This is a genomic window from Hyphomonadaceae bacterium ML37 (genome assembly GCA_027627685.1).
Taxonomy (GTDB): Bacteria; Pseudomonadota; Alphaproteobacteria; order Caulobacterales; family Maricaulaceae; genus Oceanicaulis.
This window is the reverse complement of sequence record CP091241.1, coordinates 2,935,058-2,951,798: the sequence shown is the minus strand read 5'-3', so window position 1 is coordinate 2,951,798 and position 16,741 is coordinate 2,935,058. Positions and strand designations below refer to the sequence as shown.

General features: G+C 68.8%; 14 protein-coding genes. 6 read left to right on the top strand and 8 right to left on the bottom strand.

Going from position 1 to position 16,741, the window contains the following annotated elements; all coding sequences use genetic code 11:
* Window positions 1-2 precede the first annotated feature (2 nt).
* Window positions 3-1,055, top strand: a complete 1,053-nt coding sequence (locus tag L2D01_14570) for a hypothetical protein (protein WBQ11654.1) — start codon at window positions 3-5, stop codon at window positions 1,053-1,055.
* Here L2D01_14570 and L2D01_14565 read toward each other — a convergent pair.
* The gene (locus L2D01_14565) at window positions 1,052-2,770 is read right to left on the bottom strand and encodes a carboxylesterase family protein (protein ID WBQ10095.1); all 1,719 of its coding nucleotides are present in this window, start codon (window positions 2,768-2,770) and stop codon (window positions 1,052-1,054) included. The genes L2D01_14570 and L2D01_14565 overlap by 4 nt on opposite strands.
* A 147-nt stretch (window positions 2,771-2,917) precedes the next feature.
* On the opposite strand from L2D01_14565, the gene L2D01_14560 reads away from it, so the two are divergent.
* Window positions 2,918-3,355: an acyl-CoA thioesterase gene (locus L2D01_14560; GenBank protein WBQ10094.1), complete on the top strand. Its 438-nt coding sequence runs from the start codon at window positions 2,918-2,920 to the stop codon at window positions 3,353-3,355.
* A 41-nt stretch (window positions 3,356-3,396) separates the two neighbouring features.
* On the opposite strand, the gene L2D01_14555 is transcribed toward L2D01_14560, so the two are convergent.
* The 7 genes from L2D01_14555 to tsaE all read right to left on the bottom strand — a co-directional run bounded on the left by L2D01_14555 (window position 3,397) and on the right by tsaE (window position 13,714).
* On the bottom strand, window positions 3,397-4,179 hold the full coding sequence (locus tag L2D01_14555) for a DUF1698 domain-containing protein (protein ID WBQ10093.1): 783 nt from the start codon (window positions 4,177-4,179) through the stop codon (window positions 3,397-3,399).
* 162 nt (window positions 4,180-4,341) lie between these two features.
* Window positions 4,342-4,662 carry a thioredoxin TrxA gene (trxA, locus tag L2D01_14550; GenBank protein ID WBQ10092.1) on the bottom strand — a complete coding sequence of 107 codons (321 nt, stop codon included), beginning with the start codon at window positions 4,660-4,662 and terminating at the stop codon, window positions 4,342-4,344.
* A gap of 87 nt (window positions 4,663-4,749) precedes the next feature.
* Complete coding sequence (locus tag L2D01_14545; protein WBQ10091.1) at window positions 4,750-8,403, bottom strand: UvrD-helicase domain-containing protein; 3,654 nt, start codon at window positions 8,401-8,403, stop codon at window positions 4,750-4,752.
* Window positions 8,400-11,465 (bottom strand): double-strand break repair protein AddB, encoded by a 3,066-nt coding sequence (gene addB / locus L2D01_14540; protein ID WBQ10090.1) that lies wholly within the window; start codon window positions 11,463-11,465, stop codon window positions 8,400-8,402. Before addB ends, L2D01_14545 begins: the two co-directional genes overlap by 4 nt.
* Window positions 11,462-12,175, bottom strand: a complete 714-nt coding sequence (locus tag L2D01_14535) for a nucleotidyltransferase family protein (GenBank protein WBQ10089.1) — start codon at window positions 12,173-12,175, stop codon at window positions 11,462-11,464. Before L2D01_14535 ends, addB begins: the two co-directional genes overlap by 4 nt.
* Complete coding sequence (locus L2D01_14530) at window positions 12,172-13,272, bottom strand: phosphotransferase (GenBank protein WBQ10088.1); 1,101 nt, start codon at window positions 13,270-13,272, stop codon at window positions 12,172-12,174. The genes L2D01_14535 and L2D01_14530 overlap by 4 nt, the downstream gene beginning before the upstream one ends.
* Complete coding sequence (gene tsaE / locus L2D01_14525) at window positions 13,256-13,714, bottom strand: tRNA (adenosine(37)-N6)-threonylcarbamoyltransferase complex ATPase subunit type 1 TsaE (GenBank protein ID WBQ10087.1); 459 nt, start codon at window positions 13,712-13,714, stop codon at window positions 13,256-13,258. The genes L2D01_14530 and tsaE overlap by 17 nt, the downstream gene beginning before the upstream one ends.
* 117 nt (window positions 13,715-13,831) lie before the next feature.
* On the opposite strand from tsaE, the gene L2D01_14520 reads away from it, so the two are divergent.
* From L2D01_14520 to L2D01_14505, 4 genes are all read left to right on the top strand, one after another.
* Complete coding sequence (locus L2D01_14520; protein WBQ10086.1) at window positions 13,832-15,049, top strand: FAD-dependent oxidoreductase; 1,218 nt, start codon at window positions 13,832-13,834, stop codon at window positions 15,047-15,049.
* A gap of 48 nt (window positions 15,050-15,097) precedes the next feature.
* Window positions 15,098-15,418 carry a (2Fe-2S)-binding protein gene (locus L2D01_14515; GenBank protein ID WBQ10085.1) on the top strand — a complete coding sequence of 107 codons (321 nt, stop codon included), beginning with the start codon at window positions 15,098-15,100 and terminating at the stop codon, window positions 15,416-15,418.
* A gap of 89 nt (window positions 15,419-15,507) precedes the next feature.
* Entirely contained in the window at window positions 15,508-16,101 is a 594-nt protein-coding gene (locus L2D01_14510) for a hypothetical protein (protein WBQ10084.1), read from the top strand.
* 364 nt (window positions 16,102-16,465) lie between these two features.
* The gene (locus L2D01_14505) at window positions 16,466-16,738 is read left to right on the top strand and encodes a hypothetical protein (GenBank protein ID WBQ10083.1); all 273 of its coding nucleotides are present in this window, start codon (window positions 16,466-16,468) and stop codon (window positions 16,736-16,738) included.
* Window positions 16,739-16,741 lie beyond the last annotated feature (3 nt).

The window sequence follows — 16,741 nt, the reverse complement described above, 5'->3', positions numbered from 1 at the left end:
ACATGGTCAGCTACAAGGCCTCGCTGGCCCGCCGGCTCGATCCCACCGCCGCGATCCTTCAGGGCATTCAGGATGAGATCCGCTCACGCCCGCGCAAGACCATCGTGTTCGCTGAAGGCGAGGAGTCGGCGGTGATCCGCGCCGCCTTCGCCTTCCAGAACCAGGATCTGGGCCGGGCCATCCTGATCGGCCGCGAGGAGCTGGTGCACGCCAATATGCGCCTTCTGGGCGTGCCGTCTGACGCCATCGAGATCATCAATGCGCGCCTGTCCGACCATAACGCCGACTATGCCGACTGGCTGTTTGCGCGCCTGCAGCGCCGGGGCTATCTGCGCCGCGACGTGACGCGCCTTGTGAATAATGACCGCAATATCTTCTCCGCCTGCATGGTGGCGCTGGGCCAGGCCGACGGCATGGTCACGGGCGCCACGCGCAATTACGCCCAGGCGCTGGACGATGTGCGCCTGGCGCTCGACGCCGCGCCGGGTGAGCGGGTGATGGGGATGAGCGTGCTGCTGTCGCGCGGACGCACGCTGTTCATCGCCGACACCAGCGTCACCGAGTTTCCCTCGCCCGAGGCGCTGGCCGATATGGCGGTGGAGACGGCGGCCGCCGCGCGCCGGTTCGGCGTCACGCCGCGCGTGGCCTTCCTGTCCTATTCCACCTTCGGCAATCCGGCGGGCGACCGGGCCGAGAAGGTGATCGAGGCGGTGCGCCTCATGGATCAGCGCGAGATCGATTTCGAATATGAGGGCGAGCTCAACGCCGATGTGGCCCTCGACCCCGACCACCGCCGACTCTACCCGTTCTCGCGCCTGTCCGGCCCGGCCAATATCCTGATCATGCCGGCCATCCATTCGGCCTCCATCGCCACCAAGCTGATGGGTGCAGCGGGCGGCGCCACGGTGCTGGGGCCCATGCTCCTGGGCATGGAAAAGCCGGTGCAGATCGCGCGCCTGGGCGCGGGCGTTTCCGACATCCTCACCCTGGCCGCGCTGGCCGCCCACGATCTGTCGCGCGAGGCGGCTGACAGCGTGGAGGCGGCGGAGGGTTAGGCTTCTTCCTCACACCCCAGGCCGCCGAGAATTTCCGCCCCCGCCTCTTCACCCCAAAAGCCCAGCGCGCGGGCGATCTGGCAGCGCTGCTCGGCGTCTAGGCGCGGGTCCTGCCCCAGATCGTCGATAATGGCGGCGCGCGTGTCGGCGCCGCGCATCAGCGCCGGTCCGCCATCCTGCGGCGTGTCAAAGCGCATCAGGGGGCCGTCGGCTTCGAACATTGGCCAATCCGGCCCGCCCGCATCGCCCGGTGCGCCATCGCGCGCAAACGCCGCCCAATAAGCGCCCATGGATCCGGCCAGCGCCTCGCGGCCGTCGCGATTGCGGCGGTTGAACAGGATGGGATCAATCTGGCCGAAGAAGTCGAAATTGTTGAAGATGAACGGGATTTCCATGGCATGGGCGGCGCCCAGCACGCGTGAGAGGTCCATGGTCAGGAATGATCCGCCTTCATCCCAGTCAAACCGGTAGGCCCAGATGGCGTCATGTCCGCCCGCGCGCATGGTGGCCGCCGGCTCATCCACCGCCCGCACGCGCCACATCCGGCCCTGATAGTCTGACAGCGCATCATAGAAATCCGGATCGCGCGGGCTGAACAACACGCCCAGCCGCCGGCGGGTGAGGGTCTCGACAAAGGCGTTGAACAGCTTGGTTTCATCCCGATTGGTGCCGGTGATCAGCGGCACGGCGTTGAACCCGTCGGCGCGCGCGAACGCCCCGATCAGCCCGTCGCGCGGCAGGCTCACCCCGTCGGCGATCATGCGTGGCAGATCACCCAGCGGCCCGCCGCCGCCATAGGCCCGGTATATGTCCGCGAGGTCCGCGCCGCGCACGGCATTCGCGTCTGCGCCGTCCCCGGCGAAGCGGGACGCGGCGTCCAGCGCGTTGTTCTCCGCAGCCGATTGCGCGTCTTCCAAGGTCATCGAGGTGAAGCTGCCCGACTGGATGATCGCCCGGTGAAACAGGCCCGAGGCCAGCGGCGAGCCCAACAGGCCCGCCACATTATGACCGCCCGCGCTTTCGCCGAAAATCGTCACGCGCGACGCATCGCCGCCAAACTGGGCGATATTGTCCTGCACCCAGTCCAGCGCCGCGATCAGGTCCAGCAGGGCGAAATTGGCCGCCGCGTCCTCGGGCGTCTGCGCGTCGGCCTCGATCAGCGGATGAGCGAAAAAGCCCAAGGGCCCCAGCCGGTACTGCACCACCGCCACCACCACATTTTCAGCCGCCGCCAGCGCCGCGCCGTCATACTGGCTGGCATGGCCCCAGACGTTTGAGCCGCCATGAATCCACACCATCACAGGCAGGGCCGCGCTGTCCGGACCGGCGCCGGCAGGCGCGTAGATGTCCATCTGAAGGCAGTCTTCCGATCCGATCAGATCGCCCGGGCTCACCCCGCTGGCCGCCGCCGACAGGGCGTTGGCCACCTGCGGACAGGGATCGGGATGGGCCAGCGCCTCGCGCACACCCTCCCACGCCGGGGCGGGCCTGGGCGCGCGCCAGCGCAGATCGCCCTGCGGCGCCGCAGCGAAGGGTACGCCCTGCCAGATATGGGCGCTGGCGCCGTCAATCGCGTCTTCGCGGGTAAAGCCGATGATCTGGCCTTGCGCGATGGTGCGCTGCGTCGCCGCATCCGCCACCGGCGTCTCAGGGCCTCCGGCACAGCCGGACACAAGCGCGCTCAGGACGAGCATGGCGGTGATGGTGCGCATCATGGGCAAGTCCCCCCTTCAGGTCCGGCGCGGACCTCATCGGGAAGGGAGTATGGCGCACCGCGCGCTCACGGCAAGCCGGGCTTGGCCACAAGACGTGCGAACGGCATAAGGCGTGGCCCGCTCACCTCAGCCGCCCGGACTTTCGAGATGAAACCTGACGCCTTCCGCCTGACCCGAGAGACCTATCCGGTCTCGGTCATCGTGCCGTCGCGCTTTCGTGATCTGGACACGCTGGGCCATCTCAACAATGTGGCCTTGGGCTCATTCTACGAAGAGGGCCGCGCCTGCCTCAACCGCGCCGCCTTCCCGCTTGAGATGCGCCATGAGAGCGGGCTGCGCATGCTGATCGCCGACGTGCACATCGCCTATCTGGCCGAGGCGCACTATCCCGGCGATATCGAGGTGGCGGCGGGCGTCAGCCATATCGGCCGGTCGAGCTACACCATCGCGCTCGCCCTGTTCCAGAACGGGCAATGCGTCGGCACGTGCGAAACCGTGCTGGTTGTCACCGATGACAATGGCGCGGTGGAGATCCCGCCCGCCCAGCGCGCGGCGCTGGAGGGTCTGAAGCTGACGTCGGATTGAACCACAGCCCGGACCGCGCGATCGAATGGCGGTGGCCGGCATCAGCGCCCAAGATACATGTATTGTGACGCGATCGGATCGACGACGCGATCAAAGCGGGCGTGATAGTAGGCCGAGTTCGTGACCCCCGGAACTGGCTTTTTGGGGAAATTCACCGACGGGTCGGTCAGCGCAATCACGTCGGTGAAGCCGGCGAATTCGATCATTCGCTTGAACAAGGCGTGCGTCGGATGCCAGCCGGCAAGGACCTGCTCGTAAGCTTCCCAGCGCTCCGGCGACATCGCCGCTGACGTGGACAGCCGGTTGGCCATAATCAGATCGTCGCCCGCACAGGTCTGGTTCGAAATGATGAGGTCTTGCCCCTTCACCGTGGACAGATAGTCGAGCACGAACTGCTGGGAGCGGAAATGGTAGATCAATCCAAGACACATCACCGTGTCGAACGCGCCAAGCCTGTGCGCGTCAAACAGGCCCTCGCTGCGCAGTTCGATGTCAAGGCCTTCCTGCGAGATGATCTCGCTGACAATTTTGACAGCCTTCCCCTTATTCATCCCGTACGGGTCCGGCTCGATGGCCAGCACAGACGCCCCGCGCCGGGCGAGCTCAATGCTGAGGCCGCTGGTATTCGCGCCGATATCCAGCACCCGGCGTCCGCGCCAATACTCATCACCCAACGGACCGGTAACCGCATTGAGCAGTGACAGGCTGTTCCAGCGGCCAGGGAACAGAACTTCCCCCGACGGGGCATGAATCGACTGGCAGCCTCTGATGGTGGTCTGGTCGGTCATCATCGTCCCCGGCAGCCATTGGCTTAATTCGATCACATGTATTTGTTCCAGAGGCGAGACTACGCGACGTTCGACGGAACCGTCATCACACGACTTCCCGGACGAAGACGCGCCGCGCTCAACGGTCCGCCATCTGCGCCGTATCAGGACGGCAACGAGCAGGGTGTCCGCGAAAGGCCGGCGCTGGCCGGACCGTCGTCAGATCGCGCCCTGCACCCACTCCACCAGCTTGCTCTTGGGAAGGGCGCCGACCTTGGTGGCGGCGATCTCGCCGTTCTTGAACAGGATCATGGTGGGGATGCCGCGCACGCCATACTTGCTGGGCGCCATCGGATTTTCGTCGATATTGACCTTGGCCACGGTCAGCTTGCCGGCCATGTCGTTGGAAATATCTTCCAGCGCCGGAGCGATCTGGCGGCAGGGCCCGCACCATTCGGCCCAGAAATCCACCAGCACCGGGCCGTCAGCCTTGAGCACGTCGGCGTCAAAGGAATCGTCGGTCACCGTCTTGGTCGCCATCGAAATCGCTCCTTGTCATATCCTGGGCCGGTCCGGGGTCGGGCGGCCCTTGGGGTTGTCCGCATCTAGGAAGGCGCGCGCTTGCGGTCAAGCGCGCCGGGCTTTGCCGATCCGCGCCAGTGTCTCGTCGAGCAGCCCCTCAGGCAGCTCCATCAGGCGCGGACCATCGGTCCACAACAACGCGCAGCGCACCGGCCTGCCGGCATGCAGGCCCTGCAAAAGCGCGCGGTACGCCGCCATCTGGGCGAGATAGGTGAGCGGCACGTTCGCCACGTCCTGCGGCGGCGGGCGATTGGTTTTGTAATCCACGATCAGGATTTCGTGACCGGTCACCACCAGCCGGTCGATCTGGCCGTTGATCACCACATCCTCCGGCAATCCCGGCGCCCGGCCGGACACCGACACCTCGGCGCGCGACCCCGGACCAAAGAGCGGCGCAAACGACGGATCGTCCAGCACTTTGAAGGTTTCCGCCGCGATCTCGGTGCGCTGCGCGTCGTTGAGATCAGCCTGGGCGGCCAGATAGCGCGCGGCGGACGACCCGCGGCGGTCGCGCGGCAGATCGGGCAAGGTCTGCAACAGCTTGTGGATCAACGCCCCGCGCCGGAAGCGCGCCTCGCCGCCTTCGGCCAGCGGGGACAGCGACACGGGCGCAAACCCGCCCGCCTCGTCCTCCAGCAGACGCGAGGGCGCCGCCGCGCGCGGGGCCGCCGGCTCTGCGGGGACAGGCGCGCGCGACCAGCCGGGCAGAGCCGCGTGCGGGGCGGCATCCTGCGCCTTGCCCAGCGGCTGCGGATTCGGTCCCAGACGCAGGCCGGGCTCCGACAGCCAGCCATGGCGGTCGGCCATCGCATTGACCGGCGTCCGGATCGGGCGCCAGTCCGGCCCGCGCCAGGCCCGCGCGCACCGCTCATACCAGCTTCCCGCGCTGACCTCGCCGGTCCCGTGGCCATGGCGGTGCCCGCATACCACCAGCCGGTCGCGCGCGCGGGTCAGGGCCACGTACAATAGGCGGATATACTCGCCATCCTGATCCAGCTCGGCGCGTTCCTTCATGGACGCCACCAGGCGCGGTGGAACAGACGAATCCGGCGCCCAGATCAGCCCGGCGTCCGGGTGGGCGTACAGCCCGCCGCTCTTGTTCCTCGGCAGCTGGGTGGTGTCGGGCAGGAAGACGATGGGCGCTTCCAGACCCTTGGCCCCGTGTACGGTCATCACCCGCACCTCGCCGCGCCCGGCCTCCATCTCACGCTTGATCTGGCCCTCGTCCGCCGCCAGCGCCGTGATGAAACGCGCCAGCGAGGGCGCGCCCTCGCGCTCATGGGCCAAAGCCCGGCTCAAGAATTCCTCTACCGGATCGCGCGCCTCTTCGCCCAGCCGGGCATAGATGCGCGACAAACGGCTTTCGCCGGTGGCCGACGCGCCCGTCAAAAAGCCGGCGAACAGGGCGTAGGGCGCCTCGGTCTCCACCCGTCCGCGCACGGCGTCCAGCGCCGCGCGCGCTTCAGCAAAGCGCGGATCATCGCTATGGCGCAGCTTGTCCCAGAGCCGGCGTCCGGGCCGCTGGCTGAGATCGAACAGGGCGTCGTCATCAAGGGGCGGCAGCGGGCTGGAGACCGGATGGAAGACCGGGCTTTTGAGCACTTCAGCCAGCGCCAGATCGTCTTCAGGCAGCAGGGCGAACCGGCCCAGCGACAGCAAATCCTCCACCACCAGCTGGTCGGCCAGGGTCATGCGGTCGGCGCCGGCCACCGGCACGCCATTGAGTTTCAGCCTGCGGATAATCTCCTCGAACAATCCGCCGCTGCGCCGGCGCACCAGCACCAGAATATCGCCTGCCTTGGCAGGCCGCAGCCGCCAGGGCTTGCCTTCCTCCCACACGCCATCGCCGCGTTCGATGATGGCGGCGATCTCGTCGGCCACCGCCTGGGCCAGCTGATTGCGCTCGGACCGCTCCTCGCGCGCATCCACCGGCTCGATCTCCAGCGTATCGGCTTCCAGACCCTCCGGACGCGGAATGGCGGGCCAGCTCTCGACGCAGCCCGGCATGCCCTGACGCGCCGCGCGATGGGGCGGATAGCGGTGGAACGGCAGGGGGTCGCGCGCCGTCTCCGTCTCCGGGTCCGACATCAGGAATTTGCGCTCCAGCACGGCGCCGGCGTCATCAGGCTCCGCCGCCTCCAGCGCCGCCTGTTCGGCTGAGAACGCGTCATCCACCGCCCGCAGCACTTCGGGCGCGGAGCGGAAAGACGCATCCAGCGCAGGGCTCGCAAAGGCGAGGCCGGCGCCATGGGTTTCGGCTTCAAGCCTTGCGCGCTGGGCCAGGAACTGGCGCGGATCGGCCTTCTGGAAGGAATAGATAGACTGTTTCTCGTCGCCCACGCAGAACACGGTGCGCAGCGGGCCGTCGGCGCGGGCGCCGGACCCGGAGAAAAATTCCTCCGTCAGCGCATTGATCACCGCCCACTGGTCGGGCGCCGTATCCTGCGCTTCGTCCACCAGCACATGATCCAGCCCTTCATCGAGCTTGTAGAGCACCCAGGCGCTGAGGTCAGAATCGGTGAGCAAAGCACGCGCGCGCACCACCAGATCGGCGAAATCCACCCGGCGCAGGCGGCTCATGCGCGCCTCATAAGCCTCGATGGCGGCGAAACCGATCTGCAGGGCGGCGCGGGTGGCGGCGTTGGCGCGCGCGGCGGCGATGCCGGGCAGCACCTCGTCCATGATGCGGTGCATTTCATTGCCGTCATCGCCATAGAGCGTGGCCAGAATGCGGTAGCGCTCGCCCAGCGCCTTGCCGTAGAAACTGCCGGGTTTCTTGAACGTGCCGCTTTTGGTCAGCACGAAGTCGAGATAGTCCGAGATCGCGTCTTCACCCGACACCGTGGCGGCTTCCAGCACGCCGGCGAGCGCCGCGGCGCTCTTGTTTTCAGTCTTGGAGGTCCCGGCCTGGAACGCCGACAGGGCCGCTTCCAGATCATCCACGGGCGTATCGTCCCACGCCTCCTCCAGCGCGGAGGCTTCGTCCGCATCCGGAGCGACTTTCAGCGCTGCGCTCGCCCGGTTCATCAGCGCGTCCAGCGACCCGGCGGCGTCCAGGCAGGCGCGCAGCTCGTGACGGCGGGCCAGGGCGAAGGAGGCGATCTCGGCTGGCTTGTCAGACCCGGCCTCCAGCGCCTGGGCGATGGCGTCCGCCAGCGGACCATCGGGCGCGCGCGCCGCCTCGCCCCAGACAGCCTGCAGCGCCTCTTCAGTGATGACGCCCTTGACCGCATCGTCCTGAACCTCAAAGCCCGGCGGCAGGCCGGCCTCCAGCGGGAAGCGCCGCAAGAGGCTTTCGCAGAACGCATGCAGGGTCTGGATTTTCAGGCCCCCCGGCGTCTCCAGCGCGCGGGCGAACAACTGGCGCGCGGCGGCGAGATCATGGGTTGCTTCAGCGCCGCCCGACAGCGCGGCCATTTCGGCGCGCAGCTGATCGTCCGGCATCACCGACCAGGCGCCCAGCTTGCGGAACAGGCGCGTCTGCATCTCGCCTGCGGCGGCCTTGGTGAAGGTCACGCACAATATGCGTTCGGGCGCCGCGCCGCCCAGCAGCAAGCGCGCCACCCGGTCGACCAGAACGCGTGTTTTGCCCGATCCGGCATTGGCCTCCACGAACACGCTGCGCGCCGGATCGGCGGCGTCACGCTGGGCCTGGCTGGCGGCTTCGACGACAATCGGATCAAATCCCGGCGTGCTCATGATCCGCCCCCCTCGCCGCCTTCGCCGGGGGCGCTCGCCCATTCCTTGCGCCGGGCCAGATGATCATAGACGCCGTAGGTGTTGACCCATTTGCGCCGCGGCTGGCTGGGATAGCCCGTCTCCGGATCGTCAAACCGCGTAATCCAGTCGATCAGATCCTCGCGCGCATCGCGCATCAGGTCAGACGCTTCATCCGTGCCCGGATATTTGACGATAGAGGCCTCTTCGCCCGGGTCCTTGCCGCCGCCGGCTTTCAGATAAATCAGATCACCCGGCTCGTGGCGCGGGCAGTCCTCAAACCCGCCCTGCGCGGCGATCAGGGCGGTCAGCGCCAGCTGGGGCGCGAAGAAGGCGGCCGCCTCTTTGGCGCTGGGGGCCGAGCCGGTCTTGTAATCAATAATGTCCAGCGCCCCGTCCGGGCGCAGATCAATCCGGTCGGCGCGCGCGCTCAGGGTGAACGGTCCACCCGGCGCGTCGTTCAGGGTCAGCGCGCCGCGCCTCTCCAGAATCTCGGGGAGGAAGCCGGCCCGGCGTCGCTCACCCTCCCAGTCCATCATGAAATGCGCCGCGCGCGCGAACCGCGCGAGCTCCAGCCCCAGCATGGCCTCGGGCATGCCGGCCTCCAAAAGCGCGTCGCGCCCCGCCGCCATCAGCCGGTCCCAGGCGTCGCGCGGCAGATCATCCGCGCGCCCCAGGTCTTTGACCCAGACCTCGAAGGCCGTGTGATAGGCATTGCCCCGCTCGGCCGGGCCTGGCGCCTGGTCGGGCGCCTTCAGCTCTCTCAGGCCCAGCACATGCTTGGCGTAGATCGCATACGGATCGCGCACCCAGGTGGAGATGTCGGTGACCCACAGCGCGCGCGGCCGCTTGTCCACCGGCGGGCGCGGTTCGGGCGGATTGACGCCGGTGCGGGCGCCCGGCTCATCCAGCTGGCGCGCCAGCGCCAGATAATCCGTCGCCGGCGCCAGCGCTTTATCCGCCGCCTCGCCCAGCGCCCCGCGCGCCAGCGTCTGCAGCCGCCACAGCCAGCGCGACGCCACGGTGGGCGCGCCGTCCACGCGGGTGGAGCGGGTCAGGATCACCTCGGGCAGGCAGGCGAGCTGGGCGAAATCATGGGCGGCCAGGCCAAAGCGCTGTTCGGGCGCGGCGAGGCCGGCGCGGGCGCGCATCCCGAGACTCATGAACGGATCGGCCTTGGCCGGCGCCGGCCAGACGCCTTCATTCAGGCCCGCCAGGATCACCCGGTCGGCGCTGATCAGGCGCGCTTCCAGTGGGCCCAGCACCTGCAGGCGTGGATGCCCGCCCGCACGCTGTCGCACCATGCGGCTGCGAGCGGCCTCCAGAAAAGCGCCGGCGAAATCATGCAAGGACAGCGCGGTCAGCGCCTCGGCCTCGTGCAAGAAGGCGCGCACCAGACCCGCCGCCGCCTCGCCCGCATCCCCGGCCCATAGCCGGTCCGCGCCCGCATGCGTCTCATCCGCCGCCAGCGCCTCGCCAGCCTCGGCCAGCGCTTTGGCCCAGTCCGCACACGGATGATCGCCGGCAAGCCCCGTCAGCGGGGCCATCGCCGCCATCGTCAGGTCGATCAGCGCCAGCCAGCGCTCGCGCTGCGGCTCGACTCGGTCAGGCAGGTCAGCGGTCTCGACCGAGCGGCGCAGGGCGGCCCAGTCATGGCCGGGCCGGCGCCCGCGCAGGGTCCAGCGCTCCAGTGGCATCAGGTCCAGCGACAGCTGGGCGCGCGTCTCGCCCAGCGCAAACAGGGGTGAGGCGGACAGGGCGATGAAGGCCAAAGCGGATCCCGGATCGCGCGCGGCTTCGAGGATGCGCATCAGAAAGGCGCCCGGCGGCGTGTGGGACAGGGGCGCGCCGGCCGAATCGTCCAGCGTCACGCCAAAGCGCTCCATCTCCACGATGACCCGGCGGGCCAGCCCCCGGTCGGGCGTCACCAGCACGGCGCGGTGCGCCGGGGTCTCCAGCGTTTCACGCAAGGCCAGCGCGATGGCGCGTGCTTCCTCGGCGGGGGCGGGGGCCTCGATCAGGCTGAGCCCGTCGAGGGCCTGAATGAAGGCCTGATCGCCGCGTCCCGCTTCGATGGCGCGCACCTGGTTGAGCCAGTCGCCGGTGGCGCGCGCGGGCCGCAGCGCCTCGGCGATGACCCGCGCCCGCGCCGCCTGCCGCGCGCCGGGCTCGGCGCCGGGCCAGACGGGGATGGTGCCATGGTCTAGCTCCAGCCGCTCCAGCAGCGCCTTCATGGCGCGCTGGGGATGGGTGTCGTCCACCTCGTCCCACGCCGCCTCGTCCATGGCTGTGTCGAGGCCGGGCAGCACCACGCAGCCCTGTTTGAGCTGCGCCACCACAGCCAGCAAATCGGCCGCCGCCGGGATGGAGCCGGTGGAGCCGGCCGCGATCACCGGACCGGGCGGCGGCGTCTCGCGCCAGCGTGCGGCCAGCGCACTTAAGAGCCTTGAGCGCCGTTCCGCCGGGTCCACAAGCCCCAGCTCGGCCAGACGTGCGGGCCAGGCCTCCAGAATAATGTCGAGAAACAGCGCCGCTTCCTGCCGGTGGGCGGGCAGCGCGGCGCGGATATCGGCGTCCAGCGCCGACAGATCACGCACCCCCGCCGTCGCCAGATCATCCACAAGGCGCGCCAGATCCCCGGCCAGCGCCAGCGCCCCGCCCGCCCCCATGGACCGGCCTGCCGCCGCCTCGCGCTGCAGCACCAGGCGGGCGAGTTCAAACTGGCGCCGCGCCGGCGAGACCGCGTCGGGCGCAGCCTCAGCCAGTTCGCCGGGCTCGAACGGGGGATCGTCGGCGTCCACATCGCCAATGGGGCGGATCATGGGCAGCAGCGCCGCGCCGGGTCCGCCTTCAAGGCCTGCAAAAGCGTCCGCCAGCGCCCGGCCCGCCCGCCGCGTGGGGGCCAGCACGGTCACCCCCGCCAGCGCGCCGGGATCGGGAAAGGCGCGGCTCAGACCCCGCGCCAGCACGCTCAGGAAGGGCGCGCCGGCGGGCAGGGTGAAGACACGCGGCGCAGGGCCGGAGAACAGGTCATGGGCGCTCATAAACCAGAGCGTAGCCGATTCTCCGCCGCGTCACGCGCTTGCGGATCGCCCACATGCATCCAGAACGCGTCCATGACGCAGCCAAACACGCGCCCCTTCGCCAGCGCCTCATCCCAGAGCCTGTTGGTGGAAAAGGGCTCGACGGCCCGGCCCGCCAGCACGCGGGGGTTCATCACCTGCACGCCGGCATAGGCGAAGGGGGCGGTCGGGCGCTCGCCGCGCCGCGTCAGGCGGCCCTCAGCGTCCAGATAAAAATCACCCGGCCCGTCAAAGCCCAGCGTGTGATCGAGCCGCGCCAGCATCAGCCGGAAATCCATGCGCCCGGGATCGAAGCCATCGGCCAGACGCGGCAGCTCGGCCTGCGTCCCGTCCACCCACAGCGCATCGATATTGGCGGTGAAGATGGGGCCGCGACCCAGCAGCGGCGCGGCCTTGGCCAGCCCGCCGCCGGTTTCGAGCAGCTGGTCGCGCTCGTCGGAGATGAGGATCTCCGGTTTGGTCCGGCCTGACAGATGAGTTTCCAGCGCGTCGGCGAAGTGATGGACATTCACCACCGCGCGCGCCACGCCTGCGCCCGCCAGCTTGTCCAGCGTCCAGTCGATCAGCGCCTTGCCGTCCACCGCCACCAGCGCCTTGCAGCGGTCATCGGTCAGCGGACGCATGCGCGAGCCGACGCCCGCCGCCATGACCATGGCGGTGGTGATCGTCACGTGTCCGCCTCCGCATAGACGCCCGGCGCGGCCTCACGCACCAGGGCGCGCACCTCGGCCAGGGCGGGATGGGCGATGTCGCGCACAAAATGGCGCGCCACGCGTGGCAGAAGGTCGAGATATCGCGCCTTGCCGTCGCGCTCGGCGAGACGCACGAAAATCCCCAGAATCTTGGCGTTGCGCTGGGCGGCGAGCACCGCGCAGGCCGCGTCGAACGCCTCGCGGTCGGCCAGACCGGCGGCGGCGAAGAAGCGGTCGGTGAGGGGCTGCGCAAGCTCCGGCTTCACGTCGCGTCTTGCGTCTTCGATCAGCGAGATCAGATCATAGGCGGGGTGGCCGAACAGGGCGTCCTGAAAATCCAGAAGGCCCACCTGCGCCTCGGCCTGCCGCTCGGGCAGCCAGATCAGATTCTCCGCATGGAAATCGCGCAGCACAAGACCGGGCGCATGGGCGTCCAGAACCTTGAAGGCGCGCCGCCAGGCGTCGGCCCAGTCATCGCGCAGGGCGGGCTTGAAGTCGCCGCCCCGGAAGGGCGCATACCAGTCAAGCATCAGCTCGGTCTCGGCCAGCAGGGCTTCGGCGTCATAGTCCTGAATGCGCCAGCTGCGCCCGAAGGCTTCAGGTTCGGCTTCGATTGTGGAGCGGTAGAGCGCGGCCAGCGTGTCGACCGCGCCCGCATACAGCCGCCCCTCATGGGCGCGCTGGGGGATCAGGCGGGCATACAGATCATCGCCCAGATCCTCGATCAGCAGATAGCCCGCCTCTTGGTCGGCGGCATAGACGCGCGGCGCGGAAAAGCCGCGCGCCGTCAGCGCGCCGGCGATGGCCGCAAAGGCGGCGGTGCTGTTGCCCGCCAGCCGGGCGCGGGCGTTATAGCCCAGCGCCCTGCGGGCCTGCGGATCGGCGTCCGGCGGGCAGGCGGGGGCTTCGGCGGCGCCGGGGGCGTCCATCAGCACAGCCGACCGCCCGCCCTCGCTCAGGCGCACATAGGCGCGGGTGGAGGCGTCGCCGGGGAACGGCGTCTCGCGGGCGTCCGCCCAGCCGGAGTCGCGGATCAGCGCAGCCCGGCGCTCCGTGCGGTCAGAGGAGGGAATCAAGGCGCGTCTCCCAGCTGCCATGGGCGGCAAGGCGCACACCTCGCCCGCCATCGCCGGTCTCTTCAAGGCGAATGTCCAGCCGGTCGGCCGGGCGCCATGCGCCCAGCCGGTCGGGCCACTCGATCAACGCCGCGCCTTGGTCCAGCGCCTCGTCCAGGCCCAGCTCGTCGAGCTCGCCAGTATCTTCCAGCCGGTAGAGATCAGCGTGCAGCAGGCCGAACCCGGCCTGCGCCTCATAGCTCTGCACCAGCGTGTAGGTGGGGCTCGGCGCGTCGGTCTCGCCGGTCAGCGCCGCGATGATGGCGCGCGCCAGCGTAGTCTTGCCCGCGCCCAGATCGCCTTCCAGCAGCACCGCGTCGCCCGCCTCAAGCTGCGCCGCGATGCGCGCGCCGAGCGAGGCGGCGTCGTCAGGGCTGGCGAGATGGAGGCGGCGTTCACGCATGACCGCGCTGATAGCGCGGCGCGCGCGGTTGCGGCAAGGCGTGAACCGCCTGCTTGACTTCGCGGCTTCCGCGCGGCGTCCTGCGGCCCTCATGACGGCGGAACAGGCGGCGCGGGCGTGACAGCGGGAACCGTGATCATCGGGGCGGGCCAGGCCGGCCTGTCGGCGGCCGAGGCGCTGCGCAAGCGCGGCTATGAGGGCCCGGTCACGCTGATCGGCGTTGAATTCGCCCCGCCCTACCAGCGCCCGCCTCTGTCCAAGGGTTATCTGTCGGGCGAATTGCCAGCCGAGCGGCTGTGGCTGAAGCCCGAAGCCTATTTTGACGCGGCCCGCATCCATTTGCGCACCGGCGTGCATGTCACGCGGATCGACCGGGGCGTCAAATGCGTCATCACCGGCGAGGGCGAGGCCATCGCCTATGATTATCTCATTCTGGCCACGGGCGGTGCGGCGCGGCGCCTGGCCCTGCCGGGAGCGGAGCTGCCGGGCGTGCACGTGCTGCGCAGCCTCGCCCAGGCCGACGCCTTGTCGGACGCCATGGCGGGCGCGAAGCGGCTGGCGATCATCGGGGCGGGCTATATCGGACTGGAAGTGGCGGCCAGCGCGCGAAAGCGCGGGCTTGAAGTGAGCGTGCTGGAAGCCGCCGACCGGCCCATGGCGCGCACGGCGAGCCCCCTGCTGGGCGGCTGGTTCGGGGCGCTGCATCGCGGCTATGGCGTCGATCTTCAGGTCAGCACGGGCGTGGCGGCCATCACCGGTGCGGCGCGCGCCGACGGCGTGCGCCTGGCCGATGGTGAGCGGATCGAGGCCGATCTGGTGCTGATCGCCGCCGGGCTGGTTGCGGGCACACAGCTGGCAGAAGAGGCGGGGCTCGCCTGCGCTGACGGCATTCTGGTGGACGCGCATGCGCGCACGAGCGACCGCGACATTTTCGCCATCGGCGATGTGGCGCGCTTTGAGTCCGGTCTCTACGGCCGCTCGATCCGGCTGGAATCGGTCCAGAACGCTATCGAACAGGGCCGCGCCGCCGCAGCGGCGATCTGCGGCGCGCCGGTCACATATGATCCCGTCCCGTGGTTCTGGTCAGACCAGTACGCCATGAAACTGCAGATCGCCGGGCTGATCGACGGCGCCGACCAGATGGTGCGCCGCGGCGATCCCGAAGAGGGCGCGTTCGCCCTGTTTCACCTGAAGGATGGCGTGCTGATCGCCTGCGAGGCGGTCAACGCCGCGCCGGAATTCATGGCCGCCCAGCGCCTGATCGCGGCGCGCGCCCGGCCCGATCCCGACGCATTGCGGGACGTGACAGTGGCGATGCGCGCCTTCCTGTCCTAAATAGCGCCCCGGCGCACGCCTCTGACCAGCATGGGACCCGACTTCTTCATGGCGAAAATCACCTATATCGAGCATTCCGGCGCAGAACATGTGGTGGATGTAGAGACCGGCCTGACCGTTATGGAAGGCGCGATCCGCAACCTGGTGCCGGGCATCGACGCAGACTGCGGCGGCGCGTGCGCCTGCGCGACGTGCCATGTCTATGTCGACCCGGCCTGGATGCCGCTGACTGGTCCGCGCGAGTCCATGGAAGAGTCCATGCTCGATTTTGCGGGCGATGTGCGGGACAATTCGCGTCTTTCGTGCCAGATTAAGGTGAACGAGGCGCTCGACGGTCTGATCGTGCGCCTGCCCGAGCAGCAGGGCTGAGACGATATCGCCTGTGATCCGCTGGGGAGGGCGGACGCAGGCGGCGCTCCGCAGCGCTGCGCCCGGACGCCAGCGAGGGGACGCACGCCATGGCGCAATCGCAACCGGCAGGATCAGGACTTGCGGCGCCGATCTGCGTCCTGATCGCAGCATTGGCCCTGAGCGCCTGTTCGGAAGGCGCTCCGCCCCGCACAGTGACTGTCGGCGAGGACAGCTATCCGGTCCATCACCTGGTCAGCCTCACCGATCCCTGGACTGATCTCTATATCGCGCCGGACCACAACGTGTTCATCGAGTTCGGCCGCGCCGAGCCGGTGATCGCCTGCGAAGCGGCGGGCTATCATTGTCAGGAATGGCCCTTCGTCTTCGCCTTCCCGCTGCGCGGCGACGCGCCGGAGGACGGCTGGAGCGTCGGCGATTACCAGTTCCGCATCGTCGAGCAGGTGGAGCGGCGCTTTTGCGGGCGCGCGCGAGAGGCCTATCTGATCGAAGGCGCCAACCCCGCTGGCTGGGCGACGCGGGTCTGGTACCATCCTGATTTCGGCGTCTACGCGGTGATGAGCGGCCAGTCTGAAGACGGCGAGATGGTCACGGTAGAGCGCGCCTACACCACATGCGACCGGGGTCTTTACGCCCGGCAAGGCGGCGGGCTGGATGGTCTGATGGACGGGTGGCCGTTCTAGGTCATCGCGCCAGTAATCGCGCCCAAAACTGATCCAGGTTAGCTCGACGGCCGCGCGAGCGGCTATCTTCACATTGCCGGGGAAACGAGCGAACGCAAGACAAGCGGAGCGCCCATGGACCGGAACACCGACCTTGCCAGACCCACGCCCTTTTCCCGGCTTATGTACCTTGCCGGCTTCATCGTGCTTGCCCGGGTCGTTCTCGGATTCCTCGGGTTGCATTGAGCCTGCGGGCAAGCGCCCCGCTCTGATCGTCAGCCCCAACTGAAACCAACCGGCGCGCACCTGTCGCAAGCGACAGGCGCGTGTTGATGTGAGCCCCGGCACAATCCGGGGTCATCGCCCCCTGTCTGGAGAGACCCCCATGAATGCTATGACATCGCCGAACAAAGCCTCTGGCGACCACGACGACCTGAAGGCGCAGATTGAATCCCTGCGCAAGGACCTGTCCGAACTGGCCGCCACCGTCACTGACGACGTGTCTGACAGCATCGAGGATGCCGGCCGCAAGATCAGCAAGTCCGGCAAGGACGCCACGAAACGGGCCACCAAGGCGGTGCGTAACAATCCGCTGGCGGCTGTGGGCATCGCTGCGGGCTTCGGCCTCGTTGTGGGCCTGCTTCTGCACAAGGGCTGATCC

What these genes read in the sequence shown, in the direction of transcription:
- L2D01_14570 (WBQ11654.1), top strand. Translation starts at nt 3, where the DNA reads ATGGTCAGCTACAAGGCCTCGCTGGCCCGCCGGCTCGATCCCACCGCC.
- L2D01_14565 (WBQ10095.1), bottom strand. Translation starts at nt 2,770, where the DNA reads ATGATGCGCACCATCACCGCCATGCTCGTCCTGAGCGCGCTTGTGTCC.
- L2D01_14510 (WBQ10084.1), top strand. Translation starts at nt 15,508, where the DNA reads ATGGCGCAATCGCAACCGGCAGGATCAGGACTTGCGGCGCCGATCTGC.
- L2D01_14505 (WBQ10083.1), top strand. Translation starts at nt 16,466, where the DNA reads ATGAATGCTATGACATCGCCGAACAAAGCCTCTGGCGACCACGACGAC.
- addB (WBQ10090.1), bottom strand. Translation starts at nt 11,465, where the DNA reads ATGAGCGCCCATGACCTGTTCTCCGGCCCTGCGCCGCGTGTCTTCACC.
- L2D01_14545 (WBQ10091.1), bottom strand. Translation starts at nt 8,403, where the DNA reads ATGAGCACGCCGGGATTTGATCCGATTGTCGTCGAAGCCGCCAGCCAG.
- tsaE (WBQ10087.1), bottom strand. Translation starts at nt 13,714, where the DNA reads ATGCGTGAACGCCGCCTCCATCTCGCCAGCCCTGACGACGCCGCCTCG.
- L2D01_14515 (WBQ10085.1), top strand. Translation starts at nt 15,098, where the DNA reads ATGGCGAAAATCACCTATATCGAGCATTCCGGCGCAGAACATGTGGTG.
- trxA (WBQ10092.1), bottom strand. Translation starts at nt 4,662, where the DNA reads ATGGCGACCAAGACGGTGACCGACGATTCCTTTGACGCCGACGTGCTC.
- L2D01_14560 (WBQ10094.1), top strand. Translation starts at nt 2,918, where the DNA reads ATGAAACCTGACGCCTTCCGCCTGACCCGAGAGACCTATCCGGTCTCG.